Source organism: Micromonospora sp. U56, assembly GCF_018070095.1.
In the GTDB taxonomy this organism is placed as follows: domain Bacteria; phylum Actinomycetota; class Actinomycetes; order Mycobacteriales; family Micromonosporaceae; genus Micromonospora; species Micromonospora purpureochromogenes.
This window is the reverse complement of record NZ_JAGPYL010000066.1, coordinates 1-12,653: the sequence shown is the minus strand read 5'-3', so window position 1 is coordinate 12,653 and position 12,653 is coordinate 1. Positions and strand designations below refer to the sequence as shown.

Below are 12,653 nucleotides of genomic sequence, written 5' to 3'. Positions count from 1 at the left end.
ACCTAGGGGGTGCGGGTGCGGTGACGGTGGGTGAGGTGTGGGTGAGGGTGAGGGGTGAGTCCCCGGGTGGGGGCACCGTCGTCAGCGTAGGGAGCGGACGTAGGCCGTGGGGGAGACGCCGGTGACGGCGGTAAAGTCGCCGACCAGATGGGCCTGGTCGCTTTGACGTTCTCCTCGCCCTGAAGCTGAAGGACGGGGATTCCCTCCACGCTGTGCGTGGAACAGGGCGCAGCGTGCGGGCGGATTCCTGCTTCCTCGCGCGGTGCCGGCACGGGTGCCGGTCTTACCTGCGCTCCACAGGCGTTTAGGCTCTCGGCGCGTCCCGCCGCGAGCACGTTGATGGCCGCGTTGACGTCCCGGTCGTGGACCGCGCCGCACGGGCAGGTCCACGATCGGACGTTGAGCGGCTTGGGTCCGTCGAGCCGGCCGCACACCGAGCACCTCTGCGACGTGGGCGCGAACCGGTGGATCTTTGCGAAGGTGCGCCCGTACCGGGCGGCCTTGTACTCCAACATCGCGACGAACTGCGACCAGCCGGCGTCGTGCACCGACTTCGCCAGTCGGGTCCGGGCGAGGCCGGTAACACACAGGTCCTCGACGTACACCGCTTGGTTGTCGCGGATGATCTCAGTCGAGAGTTTGTGCTGCCAGTCTCGGCGGGTGTCAGCCACCCGGGCGTGCGCCTTCGCCACCGTGACGACGGCCTTCTTGCGGTTGTTGCTGCCCCGCTGCTTGCGAGACAGCGCCTGCTGCAACCGGCGCAGCTTGCGAGCGGCTTTTCGCAGGAATCGCGGCGCCGCCACCTTCGTGCCGTCGGACAGGACCGCGAAGTGGGTCAACCCCAGGTCGATGCCCACCTCGGCGTCGGCCGGCGGCAGCGGCTCGTCGGCGGCCTGGACGACGAACGCGGCGAAGTACCGGCCCGCCGCGTCCATGACGACCGTCACCGAACTCGGCGCAGCGGGCAGCGCCCGCGACCACCGCACCGCCAGATCACCGATTTTCGGCAGCCGCAGCCGACCGTTGTCCAACACCCTGAACCGCGCGTTGGCGGTGAACCGGATGGCCTGCCGGTTGTCCTTACGCGACCGGAACCGCGGCGCGGCCACCTTGCGACCCTTGCGCTTCCCGGACAGAGAGGCGAAGAAGTTGCGGTACGCCACGTTCAGATCCGCGAGGGCCTGCTGCAACACCACCGCCGACACCTCGCCCAACCACGCCCGCTGCGGCGTCGCCTTCGCCTCCGTAATCACCTGCTTGGACAGGTCCCCGTCGCAGATGTAGGGCAGGCCCAGCTCCCAGGCTTCCTGCCGTGCGCGCAGCGCGTCATTGAACACCACCCGCGCACACCCGAACGCCCGCCCCAGCGCTTCCCGCTGACCGGACGTCGGATAGACGCGATAGTTGTACCGCAGCTGCACGCCGGACAGTCTCGCAGTGGCCTATGACAGAGATTGCAACGTCCGCACCGGCAGGCATTGCCTTTCCGCCCTGCACGCCCACTTGGTCTTCGTGACAAAGTTCCGGCACCGCATATGTGCTGACCGGCACCTGGTGCGGTGGGAGGAGATGATGCGGTCGGTGTGCGCCGACTTCGAGTGCGAGCTGATCGAGTTCAACGGCGAAGGCGAACACGTGCACCTGCAGGTCAACTACCCGCCCAAGGTGGCCCTGGCGCGGCTGGTTAACAGCCTCAAGAGCGTATCGTCCCGGCGGATGCGTCAGGAGTTTCCCGATCTCGTTCGCCACTAACAACCGGCTCTGGTCAGCCTCGTACTTCGCCGGGTCCGTCCGCGGCGGCACCCCTAACCGTTCTGCGCTAATACATCGAACAGCAGAACCCGCCAGATTAGAGCGCGCGAGGTCGTCCACCCGCAGCACACCGCGGTCGGTGCGGATCGCCTCGGCCAGCGCCAGCGTCTCGGTCGCCGCCGGGTCCGGCTCTGGCGCCCAGTCGATCAGCCAGTAGTGCTCGACCCAGGGGCGCAGCGCGGGGCCGGCAGGTGCCGACGGAACCGCACCTGCCGGCGCAGCCGTTCCGGGTCGAGGATGCCCCGGTTGTCCCCGCGTGGCTGTCGCATTCGTTCAAGACCGCCTTCGTACGCTGGCCCTATGGGAACGAAGACTAGCGATCTGCTGGCCGCCGCCGCACCGCGAACCGTGGCGGTGGTCCGGGCGATCACCGACGATCAGCTGGACCTGCCCACGCCGTGCCCGGACTACACCGTCCGGGACCTGGCCAACCACCTGTACGACGTGGTGGTCAACTTCCAGACGCTCGCCCGGCGGCGCGAGGTGGACTGGTCGGCGAAGACGGACCACCTGACCGAGGGATGGCGGGACCGGTTCGCCGACGAGACCGCCCGGCTGGTCGAGGCGTGGGCCGACCCGGCCGCCGAGGAGGGCGCCTCGCCCGGCATGGGGCTGCCCCAGGAGACGGTCGGCCTGATGGGGGTCATCGACCTGGCCGTGCACGGTTGGGACCTGGCCCGGGCCACCGGTCAGCCGTACCAACCGGCGCCCGAGGTCACCGCCGCCGGTCACCGGTTCCTGGATGAGATGGGCCCGATGGGCCGCCAGATGGGCGCCTTCGGCCCGGAGGTGACGACCGGCCCGGACTGCACCGAGCTGGACCGCCTGCTCGGCCGCGCCGGCCGCGACCCGGCCTGGAGCCGCTGAACCGCATCGACCGACGCTTGACATCGGCTATTCACTGAGTGAATAGTGGCCCGGTGTCCACTTCGCACGTCCTGCTGGGGCTGCTCGCGGCCGGCAACCGGCACGGGTACGAGCTGAAGCGTGCCCACGACGCCCGGCTGCCCCGGGCCAAGCCGCTGGCGTTCGGGCAGGTCTACGCGACCCTGGGCCGGTTGGCGCGCGACGGTCTGGTGGTCGCCACCGGGCAGGAGCGCGAGGCCGGCCCGGACCGGACGTCCTACCAGCTCACCGGGCAGGGCCGCGAGGCGCTGGACCGGTGGCTCGGCGCCGTCGAGCCACCCGCGCCGTACGTCACCAGCACGCTCTTCGCCAAGGTGGTGGTGGCGCTGCTGGTCGCCGACGTGAGCGCCGCCCGCTCGTACCTGGTGGCGCAGGGGCGGGCGCACACCGACCGGCTGCGCGAACTCACCGCTGTCAAGACGGCACCCTCGGCCACCCTCGACGACGTGGTCTCGGCCGACTACGCCATCGCCCACCTCGACGCCGACCTGAGGTGGCTGCGGACCACCCTGGACCGGGTCGCCGACTGGCACCGGGAGGTGCACTCGTGACACAACTCCAGGCTCGCGGCGTGGTGAAGGCGTACGGGCCGACACCCGCCCTCGGCGGCGTCACCCTCGACGTCGCCGAGGGCGAGATCGTCGCCGTCACCGGCCCCAGCGGCTGCGGCAAGTCCACCCTGCTGCACTGCCTGGCCGGGATCCTCCGCCCGGACGCGGGCCAGGTCATCTGGCGCGGCGAGCGGATCGACACCTGGTCGGAGGCGGACCGGTCCCGGCTGCGCCGCACCGAGTTCGGGGTGCTCTTCCAGTTCGGCCAGCTCGTCGCCGAGCTGACCGCGGCGGAGAACGTCGCCCTCCCGCTGCTCCTCGCCGGCACGGGGCGGCGAGAAGCGCGGGTGGCGGCGCTCGGCTGGCTGGACCGGCTCGGGGTGGCCGAGTTGGCCGATGTCCGGCCCGGCGAGATGTCCGGCGGGCAGCAGCAGCGGTGCGCCACCGCCCGGGCCTTGGTCACCGAGCCCCGGGTGCTCTTCGCGGACGAGCCGACCGGCGCGCTGGACACGCTCAGCGGCGAGCAGGTGCTCACCCAGCTGGTCCGGCTCGCCCGGCAGCAGCGCACCAGCGTCGTGCTGGTCACCCACGAGCCGCGGATCGCCGCGTACGCCGACCGGGAGGTGATGCTCCGCGACGGGGCGGTCGACGCCAGCGGGCTCGGGCTCGACCTGCCGTTCGCCGGCGGCGCCCGGTGAGGCCCGCCGTCCTGCTCCGGCTCGCCCTGGCCGGCAACCGCACCGACACCGCCCGGGTGGTGCTGACCGCGCTCAGCGCCGCCCTGGCCACCCTCGCCGGCCTGGCCGCGCTCACCGTGCTGGCCATCCCGACCCCGCCCGGCGGCCGCGGGAACAACAACTCCGAGCAGTACGCCAACGCCCTGCTCCGCGAGCCCGGCCTGCGCGGCGGCACCGCGATCGCGCTGCTCCTGCTCACCGTCCCGGTGCTGGCGCTGGCCGGGCAGTGCGCCCGGCTCGGTGCCCCCGCCCGGGACCGCCGGCTCGCCGCCCTGCGCCTGGCCGGGGCCACCTCCGGCCAGGTGACCCGGCTCGCGGTGCTGGAGACCGGCCTGGCCGGCCTCCTCGGGACCCTCCTCGGGCTGGCCGTCTTCCTCGGCGGCCGGCGGCTGCTCGACGCGCCGGACGCGCGGGGGCGGCTCGCGCTTCCCACCGACGTGCTCCCGGCCACCGGAGTGATCGGGGCGGTGGTGCTCGGGCTGCCGCTGGCGGCGGCGCTGCTCGGCGCGGTGCTGCTGCGCCGGGTCACCGCCACCCCGTTCGGCGTGGTGCGCAAGGTCCGCCGGGAACGGGCGCCCGGGCCGTGGGCCGGCCTGCTGATCGTCGCCGGCCTCGCCGCCTTCGCCGCCCTGGACCCGGTGCTCGACTGGTACCAGGACCACCACCGGGAACCCCCGCTGCTGCTGCCACCGCTGCTGCTGCTCGGGGGCGGGCTCGCCGCGCTGACCGGGGTGGTGGTCGGCACCGGCTGGCTGTCGTACACCTCCGGTCGGCTGCTGCACCGGTACGCCCGGCGACCGGCCGCGCTGCTGGCGTCCCGGCGGTTGACCAGCGACCCGTGGGCCGGCAGCCGCACCTTCGCCGCCCTGCTGGCCGCCGTGATCGTGGGTGGCGGAGCGGCCGGGATACGGGCCTCGTTCGAGGCCCACGCCGAGGTCGAACGGCTCACCGGCCAGGACCGTGGCGGCAGCGACGGCTTCTACCTGCGCACGATGGACCTCGTCGACCTGGCGGTCGGCGTGGCCATGGCGATCGCCGCCGGCGGGCTGATCGTCGCCCTGGTCGAGGGGATCGTCGCCCGACGGCGGGCGTATGCGGCGCTGGTCGCCACCGGGGTGCCCCGGGGGACGCTCGCCCGGTCGGTCGCCTGGCAGGCGCTGGCGCCGGCGGTGCCGGCGGTGGGGCTCGCGCTCACCGTGGGCCTGCTGCTCAGCCGGGGCGTCGCCGGTCACGCGGTGACCGGTGGCGGCTACTCCACCGAGTTCTGCGACGGCGCCGAGTCGCTCTGCGCGGACCCGGCGACCCGGGCGCAGTACCTGCGGACTCTGTGGGTGCCCGAGGTGACGGTGACGCCCGACGTACCGCTGGGGCAGTTGGCCCTGGTCGGCGCCGGCGCCCTGGTCGCGGTGCTGGTGACGGTCGCGGTCGGCCTGCTCCTCCTGCGCGCCAGCACCGCGGTCGAGGAGTTGCGCACGGCCTGACCGTGTAACACCGGGTACGGCCACGGCGCTTGTGACTCGGAAGCCCGCCAGCGGAGGTGGAACCGCGGGCGGCGGGGCAGGGAGATCACCAGATGCACAACCAGCCGGGCGGTACGACGCCGCCGGTGTTCGTCGACCGGACCGGAAAGCGTCGCCGGCTCATGACGATCGCCGGCACCGCGATGGGGCTCGGCCTGCTCACCAGCATCGGGCTGATCCTGGCCGGGATCTTCGGCGACAGCACCGTCCCGCTGCCGGGCTGGACCGACCCCCGGGCGCGGCCGCCGATCGAAGCGGGCGTGAATGCTCCAGAGGAACTGGGTCAGCCGGACAGCCCGGCCGCCTCGTCGCGACCGTCGCCGGTGACCGGCACCGGCGCGCCGACGCCCATTCGGACGGCCGATCCGTCCGCCACCACGACCGCACGCCCGGGGCCCCAGCCGTCCGCCAGCGTGCCCGGCCAGGGCGACGTGCGGCGTACCGCCAAGCCCAGCCGCTCACCCGGCAAGCCGCACTGACCGTGGCGCGTCACGTAGCCCGCCGCGACCCGCGGGCCCACTGGGTGCTGCTCCTGCTCGGCCTGTTCCTGCTGCTCGCCGCGCTGACCGTCAACGGGCTGGTCACCGGGCTCGCCGGCGGCTCCGGACCGTCCGCCGCCCCGGACGTGCCCGGGCCGAGGACGGTCACCGACGGTGGGCCGGTGCTGCGGCTCGACCAGCCCGAACCGGTCAGCCGGCGGATGCCGGACCGCACGGTCGCACTCACCTTCGACGACGGGCCGGACCCGCGGTGGACGCCCGAGCTGCTCGACGTGCTGCGCCGGCACGGGGCGCACGCCACCTTCTTCGTGGTCGGCTCCCGGGTCAACGCGCACCCCGAACTGGTCCGGCGGATCCTCGACGAGGGGCACGAGCTGGGCTCGCACACCTACACCCACGCCGACCTCGCCACGGTCTCCGGCTGGCGGGCCGACCTGGAGCTGTCGCTGACCCGCAAGGCGATCGCCGCGGCCACCGGCCGGGAGGTCACCCTGCTCCGGCCCCCCTTCTCGTCCACCACCCCGTCGCTGACCGCCGCCGGATACGACGCGCTGCGGGCCGCCGCCGGCAGCGGGCACGTGGCCGTGCTCGCCGACCTGGACCCCAAGGACTGGCAGCGCCCGGGCGTACCGGCGATCGTCCGGGCGGCGACTCCGCAGCCGGGGCGGGGCGCGGTGGTGCTCATGCACGACGGCGGCGGTGACCGCGGCCAGACCGTGGCGGCCGTGGACCAGCTGCTCACCCGGCTGTCGAAGCAGGGCTACCGGTTCACCACCGTCTCCGAGGGCGTCGATGCGCCGCCGTCGACCGTCCCGGCCGGCGTCGGCACCCGGCTGAGCGGCCACGCGCTGCGCTGGACCCAGACCGGGGCCGAGTGGGCGGCCACCGCGATGAACATCCTGCTCGCCGTCGCGCTGGTGCTCGGCATCGCCCGGCTCGCCGTACAGGTGACCTGCGCGCAGCTGCACGTCCGCCGGGTACGCCGGCCCCGGCACCCCCGGCCGCCGGTCACCGCGCCGGTCTCGGTGATCGTGCCCGCGTACAACGAGGCGGCGAACATCGCGGCGACGGTGCGGTCGCTGGTGGCCAGCGCGTACCCGGCGCTGGAGGTGATCGTGGTGGACGACGGCTCCAGCGACGGCACCGCCGACATCGTCGAGCGGATGGGCCTGCGCGGGGTGCGGGTCATCCGGCAGGCCAACGCCGGCAAGCCGGCCGCGCTGAACACCGGCATCCGGGCCGCCCGGGCCGACCTGCTGGTGCTGGTCGACGGGGACACCGTCTTCCAGCCGGACACCGTGCACCGGCTGGTGCAGGGCTTCGCCGACCGCACCGTCGGGGCGATCTCCGGCAACACCAAGGTTGCCAACCGGCGTCGACTGCTGGGCCGCTGGCAGCACCTGGAGTACGTGATCGGCTTCAACCTCGACCGCCGGATGTACGACGTGCTGGAGTGCATGCCGACCATCCCCGGCGCGATCGGCGCGTTCCGCCGCGAGGTGCTGCTCGCCGTCGGCGGCGTCCCCTCGGACACCCTCGCCGAGGACACCGACCTGACCATGCAGGTGCTCCGGGCCGGCTGGCGGGTGGTGTACGAGGAGGCGGCGATCGCCTGGACCGAGGCGCCCTCCTCGCTGCGCCAGCTCTGGCGGCAGCGCTACCGCTGGTGCTACGGCACCATGCAGGCGATGTGGAAGCACCGGCACGCCCTGCGCGAGCCGGGGGCCGGGGGCAAGCTGGGCCGGCGGGGCCTGCCGTACCTGACGGTGTTCCAGATCGTGCTGCCGCTGGCCGCCCCGGCGGTCGACGTGTACGCCGTCTACGGCCTGCTCTTCCTGCCCTGGTCGACGCTCGTGCTGGCCTGGCTGGGGCTGCTCCTGCTCCAGGGGCTGACCGCCGCGTACGCGCTGCGCCTGGACCGGGAGGGCTTCGGCCCACTGTGGACGTTGCCGTTGCAGCAGCTGGTCTACCGGCAGGTGATGTACCTGGTGGTGGTGCAGTCGGCGGTCACCGCGGTGATCGGCAACCGGCTGCGCTGGCAGCGGATGGTCCGCACCGGCGAGGCGGCGGCGCTGGTCGGCGCGGCCCCGCCCGGCCGCTCTCGCTGACCGGGGCGGTGGGGTCAGCGGGAGTCGAGGAGGCCGGCGAACCAGGAGAGGGCCAGGCCGACCACCGCCGAGCAGCAGCAGATCAGCAGGGTGGCGGCGACCACGCCGACGATCAGCCAGGCCGGCCCGCGCCGGGCCGCACCCGGTTCCGCTCCCGCCTGCGCTCCCGCTTCCGCGCCCGCTTCCGGTTCCGGTTCCGGTTCCGGTTCCGGTACGTCCGGGCCGGGCGGCTCCTCGTCCGCCCGGCCCTCGTCGTGACTGGTCAAGCCGGCGGCCTCAGGCGCGGCCGAGCTTGTCGAGGATCCAGGCGTTGATGAACGCCTCCTCGCGCCAGGAGTCGTACCGGCCGCTCGGGCCGCCGTGCCCGGCGCCCATCTCGGTCTTGAGCAGGTAGTCGCCCTGCGGGGCGATCGCCCGCAGCCGGGCGATCCACTTCGCCGGCTCGTGGTAGAGCACCCGGGTGTCGTTGAGGCTGGTCACCGCGAGGATGGCCGGATAGTCGACGGCCGTCACGTTCTCGTACGGGGTGTACGACTTCATGTACGCGTACACCTCCGGGTCGGCGAGCGGGTTGCCCCACTCCTCCCACTCGGTGACGGTCAGCGGCAGCGACGGGTCGAGGATCGAGGTGAGCGCGTCCACGAAGGGCACCTGCGCCACGATCCCGGCGAACGCGTCCGGAGCCAAGTTGGCGACCGCGCCCATCAGCAGCCCGCCGGCCGAGGCGCCCCGGGCGACCAGCCGGTCGGCGGCCGTCCAGCCGGCCTTGACCAGGTGGCGGGCGCAGGCCACGAAGTCGGTGAAGGTGTTCTTCTTGGCCAGCAGCTTGCCCTCGTCGTACCAGCGTCGGCCCAGTTCACCGCCGCCGCGGATGTGCGCCACGGCGAAGACGACGCCCCGGTCGAGCAGGGAGAGCCGGGCGATGGAGAACCACGGGTCCATGCTGGCCTCGTACGAGCCGTACCCGTAGATCACGCAGGGGGCCGAGCCGTCCTTGGGCGTGCCGGCGCGGCAGACCAGCGAGATCGGCACCCGGGTGCCGTCGTCGGCGAGCGCCCAGTCACGGTGCTGCTCGTAGTCGGCCGGGTCGTACGCCCGCCCGTCCGGCCCCGGCCGGACCGGCTTGCGGCGGCGCAGCACCATCTGCCGGGTGACCAGGTCGTAGTCGTACACCGAGTCCGGGGTGACCAGGGAGGTGTAGCGCAGCCGGATCTGCCGGGTGCGGTACTCCGGGTTGGCGTCCAGGCCGACGCTGTAGATCGGTTCCGGGAAGTCGATGTCGTGGGCGTCGCCGTCGCCGACCGGGATGACCCGCAGGCCGGTGAGGCCGTTGCTGCGCAGCGAGACGATCAGGTGGTCGGAGAACGCGTCGACCGACTCCAGCCGGGTGCCGGGGGAGTGCTCGATCAGCGGCACCCAGTCGCCCGGCGCGTCCGCCGAGGTGTACGCCAGCGCGAAGTCCTCCGCGCCGTCGTTGTGCAGGATCAGGAAGCGGTGGCCGTGGTGCTCGACCGTGTACTCGATCCCCTGCCGGCGCGGGGCGATCACCGCCGGCTCGCCGGTGGGGTTGCCGGCCGGGACGACCCGGACCTCGCTGGTCACCTTGCTGTGGATGTCGATGAGCACGAAGCGCTCGGAGCGGGTCAGGTCGACGCCGACCCAGAACCGCTCGTCGTCCTCCTGGTGCACCACCACGTCCTCGGTCGACGGGGTGCCGACGGCGTGCCGCCACACCCGGTTGGGCCGCCACGCCTCGTCCACGGTGACGTAGAAGAGCACCGAGGCGTCCGCCGACCAGGCGGTGCCGTAGAAGGTGCCGGGCACCTCGTCGGCGAGCAGTTCGCCGGTGCTCAGGTCCTTGATCCGCAGGGTGAACCGCTCGTCGCCGGCGAAGTCCGTCGAGTACGCCAGCCAGCGCCCGTCCGGGCTGACGTCGAACGCGCCGAGGGCGAAGAAGTCGTGCCCCTCGGCGATCAGGTTGCCGTCGAGCAGCACCTCCTCACCGTCGAGCGGGGCGCCGTCCGCGCTGACCGGGGGCACGGTCTCGCCGTCGCGGACCGCCCGGCGGCAGTGCACGCCGTACTGCTGGCCCTCGACCGTGCGGGTGTAGTACCAGTAGCCGCCCTTGCGGCTGGGCACCGAGAGGTCGGTCTCCTGGGTGCGCCGGCGGGTCTCCTCGAACAGCTCCGCGCGCAGCCCTTCCAGGTGCGCCGTGCGGGCCTCGGTGTACGCGTTCTCGGCGGTCAGGTGGGCGATCGTCGCCGGGTCGTCCTTGGCGGCGAGCCAGGCGTACTCGTCGATGACGGTGTCGCCGTGGTGGGTGCGCTCGGCGGGCACCCGGTTCGCGACGGGCGCGGAGGTCTTCTTGGTCACGGGCGTCACGTTACCGGCCGGGCACCGCCCGCGACCCGGCCTCTTCGCCCGACCCGCCGCCAGGTCTTTCGAACATGTGTACGATGACCGGCATGGCGGCAGCAGCACGATCCACCGGCGCAATGGAGATCACCCGACGGCTGGCCGCGATCTGCGGTCCCTCCTTCGCCCGCTTCGCCGGGGCGGCCGACGAGGTCGCCGGGCGGGCCGCCCGCTGGGTGGCGGTGCCCGGCGCCGCCGAGGCCGCCGCCGAGGTGCTGCGGCTGGCCGCCCGGCACGACCTGAGCGTGGTGCCCCGGGGCGCCGGCACGAAGATCGACTGGGGTGCGGCACCGGCCCGGGTCGACGTCATGCTCGACACCGGCCGGCTCGCCGGCCTCGGCCATCAGCCGGTCGGCTCGCCGATGGCCGAGATCGGCGCCGGCACCCCGCTGCGCGCGGTGCAGTCCATCCTCGAGCGCACCGGCCGGCGGCTGCCGCTGGATCCGTCCTCGCCCGGCGCCACCCTCGGCGGGGTGCTCGCCGCCGACGAGGCCGGCCCGCTGCGCCACCGGTACGGCACCGCCTGCGAGCAACTGGTCGGCCTGCGCTGGCTGGACGCCGACGGTGAGCTGGTCAGCGCGGGCGCGGCCGAACCGCCGGCCGGGCCGGCGCCGGTCGGGCTCGACGTGGGCCGGCTGCTCTGCGGCTCACAGGGCGGGCTCGGGGTGCTGGTCTCGGCCACGCTGCGGGTGCAGGCCGTGCCGGCCAGCCGGGTCTGGGTGACCCGGCCGGTGTGGACGCCGCTGGAGGTGCACGACCTGGTGTGCGCGGTGCTCGCCGCCCGCCTCGACGCGGCCGCCGTCGAGCTCGACCTGCCCGCCGCCGGGTCCCGGTCGCACCGGCCGGTGCACCAGTCGCTGGCGGCGGCCCGCGCCAACCACCCCTCGATGGCCGGGCGGCGGGGCGAGCAGCCGGCGGCGCGCGACGGCGCCGGCACCCTGGCGGTGCTGCTGGAGGGGGGTCCGGCCGACGTCACCGAGCGGGCCGAGCGGCTGGTGGCGCTCTTCGAGGGCCAGGCGAGCGTGCTCGACGCGGCCCCGTCGTGGTGGCGGCGCTACCCGTTCGGGCCGGGCGACACGGCGTTGCGCATCGAGGTGCCGATCACCGACCTGCACGCCGCGGTCTACGCGCTGCGGGACGCGGCCGGCGCTCCGGTCCCGGTGCGCGGCTCCGCCGGGCTGGGCGTGGTGCACGCGGCCCTGCCCGGGTCGCTGCCCGGCGACCGGGTCGCCTCGATCCTCGCCGCCGTACGCGGGGTGCTGCTCGCCCGGCGGGGGCGGTGCGTGGTGGTCAACGCGCCCGAGCCCGTCCGGCAGGCCGTCGACGTGTGGGGTGAGGCGGCGGTGATTCCCCGGCTCCGGGCGGCGAAGGACCATCTCGACCCGCACCGGCGGCTCGCCCCGGGCCGCCTGCCCGGCGGGCTGTGAGCGCCGGCGGTCAGTCCAGCCACCACCGCTGCATGACGTGCAGCGCCGGGGTGAAGCGCAGCACCGTCAGCGCGAGCGTGGTGAGCGTGGCGGCGAGCAGCAGGGCCCGGGCGCGCGGCGGCAGCCGGTCCCGCTCCCGGGCCAGCACCGCCCCGGTGTAGAGGGCCAGCGCCGGCCCGAGCACGACTCCCGCGAGATACAGCAGGGACACGGCCAGATAGAGCCAGGCGAACGGGTTCGCCCCGCTCATCCCGAACGGCACCATGTCCTTCGGGTCGTACTGGCCGGTGACCATGTCCGCCGGGCCCACCCCGGCACTGGCCATTCGACCCAGGTAGGCCGCCGCCGGCACGACGAGCGCCCCGGCGAGCACGAGGTGCCCGGTGAGGATGACGCCGACCCGCGGGCGGCGTTCCTCGCTGACACCCGCGACATCCGACATGCGGTCACGGTACTCGCATCGACATACGTGCGATGTCCCTCGCCGTTGGCCTACGGGCCCGGGCGGCCAGGCGACGGGCTCAGAGACCGTCGGGTAACCGGTTGAGGGCTGAGGGTTATAGCGAGACGCGCCGATTGGCGGTGCTCGACAAATAGATCATCCCCGCCATGATCGCGATGTGTGTGCAACAGAGATCGTGGCGGGGATGATGCCCGCTCATGTTATCCGTCGAGTG

General features: G+C 73.8%; 11 protein-coding genes and 1 pseudogene. 8 read left to right on the top strand and 4 right to left on the bottom strand.

Going from position 1 to position 12,653, the window contains the following annotated elements; translation table 11 throughout:
• Positions 1-2: 2 nt before the first annotated feature.
• Positions 3-1,421 carry an RNA-guided endonuclease TnpB family protein gene (locus KBX37_RS21180; protein ID WP_210777671.1) on the bottom strand — a complete coding sequence of 473 codons (1,419 nt, stop codon included), beginning with the start codon at positions 1,419-1,421 and terminating at the stop codon, positions 3-5.
• A gap of 16 nt (positions 1,422-1,437) precedes the next feature.
• Here KBX37_RS21180 and tnpA point away from each other — a divergent pair.
• The 7 genes and pseudogenes from tnpA to KBX37_RS21145 all read left to right on the top strand — a co-directional run.
• Positions 1,438-1,743 (top strand): annotated as a pseudogene (gene tnpA, locus KBX37_RS21175) (IS200/IS605 family transposase); the annotation flags it as partial.
• 369 nt (positions 1,744-2,112) lie between these two features.
• The gene (locus KBX37_RS21170; RefSeq protein ID WP_210777670.1) at positions 2,113-2,679 is read left to right on the top strand and encodes a TIGR03086 family metal-binding protein; all 567 of its coding nucleotides are present in this window, start codon (positions 2,113-2,115) and stop codon (positions 2,677-2,679) included.
• A 53-nt stretch (positions 2,680-2,732) separates the two neighbouring features.
• The gene (locus KBX37_RS21165; RefSeq protein WP_210777669.1) at positions 2,733-3,269 is read left to right on the top strand and encodes a PadR family transcriptional regulator; all 537 of its coding nucleotides are present in this window, start codon (positions 2,733-2,735) and stop codon (positions 3,267-3,269) included.
• Entirely contained in the window at positions 3,266-3,967 is a 702-nt protein-coding gene (locus tag KBX37_RS21160; protein ID WP_210777668.1) for an ABC transporter ATP-binding protein, read from the top strand. The genes KBX37_RS21165 and KBX37_RS21160 overlap by 4 nt, the downstream gene beginning before the upstream one ends.
• On the top strand, positions 3,964-5,487 hold the full coding sequence (locus KBX37_RS21155) for an FtsX-like permease family protein (protein ID WP_210777667.1): 1,524 nt from the start codon (positions 3,964-3,966) through the stop codon (positions 5,485-5,487). Before KBX37_RS21160 ends, KBX37_RS21155 begins: the two co-directional genes overlap by 4 nt.
• Positions 5,488-5,579: 92 nt before the next feature.
• Positions 5,580-6,005, top strand: coding sequence for a hypothetical protein (locus KBX37_RS21150; RefSeq protein ID WP_210777666.1), 426 nt, complete (start codon positions 5,580-5,582; stop codon positions 6,003-6,005).
• A 2-nt stretch (positions 6,006-6,007) separates the two neighbouring features.
• On the top strand, positions 6,008-8,134 hold the full coding sequence (locus tag KBX37_RS21145; protein ID WP_307849145.1) for a bifunctional polysaccharide deacetylase/glycosyltransferase family 2 protein: 2,127 nt from the start codon (positions 6,008-6,010) through the stop codon (positions 8,132-8,134).
• A gap of 14 nt (positions 8,135-8,148) precedes the next feature.
• Here the strand turns inward: KBX37_RS21145 and KBX37_RS21140 are convergent, their stop codons facing one another.
• On the bottom strand, positions 8,149-8,400 hold the full coding sequence (locus KBX37_RS21140; protein WP_210777665.1) for a hypothetical protein: 252 nt from the start codon (positions 8,398-8,400) through the stop codon (positions 8,149-8,151).
• Between the two features lie 10 nt (positions 8,401-8,410).
• Complete coding sequence (locus tag KBX37_RS21135; protein WP_210777664.1) at positions 8,411-10,507, bottom strand: S9 family peptidase; 2,097 nt, start codon at positions 10,505-10,507, stop codon at positions 8,411-8,413.
• A gap of 92 nt (positions 10,508-10,599) precedes the next feature.
• Here KBX37_RS21135 and KBX37_RS21130 point away from each other — a divergent pair, with 92 nt between their 5' ends.
• Complete coding sequence (locus KBX37_RS21130) at positions 10,600-11,976, top strand: FAD-binding oxidoreductase (protein WP_210777663.1); 1,377 nt, start codon at positions 10,600-10,602, stop codon at positions 11,974-11,976.
• 10 nt (positions 11,977-11,986) lie between these two features.
• On the opposite strand, the gene KBX37_RS21125 is transcribed toward KBX37_RS21130, so the two are convergent.
• Complete coding sequence (locus KBX37_RS21125; RefSeq protein WP_210777662.1) at positions 11,987-12,418, bottom strand: hypothetical protein; 432 nt, start codon at positions 12,416-12,418, stop codon at positions 11,987-11,989.
• Positions 12,419-12,653: the final 235 nt, after the last annotated feature.

Coding starts and splice junctions, on each gene's coding strand:
- KBX37_RS21125 (WP_210777662.1), bottom strand. CDS start 12,418: ATGTCGGATGTCGCGGGTGTCAGCGAGGAACGCCGCCCGCGGGTCGGC.
- KBX37_RS21170 (WP_210777670.1), top strand. CDS start 2,113: ATGGGAACGAAGACTAGCGATCTGCTGGCCGCCGCCGCACCGCGAACC.
- KBX37_RS21130 (WP_210777663.1), top strand. CDS start 10,600: ATGGCGGCAGCAGCACGATCCACCGGCGCAATGGAGATCACCCGACGG.
- KBX37_RS21150 (WP_210777666.1), top strand. CDS start 5,580: ATGCACAACCAGCCGGGCGGTACGACGCCGCCGGTGTTCGTCGACCGG.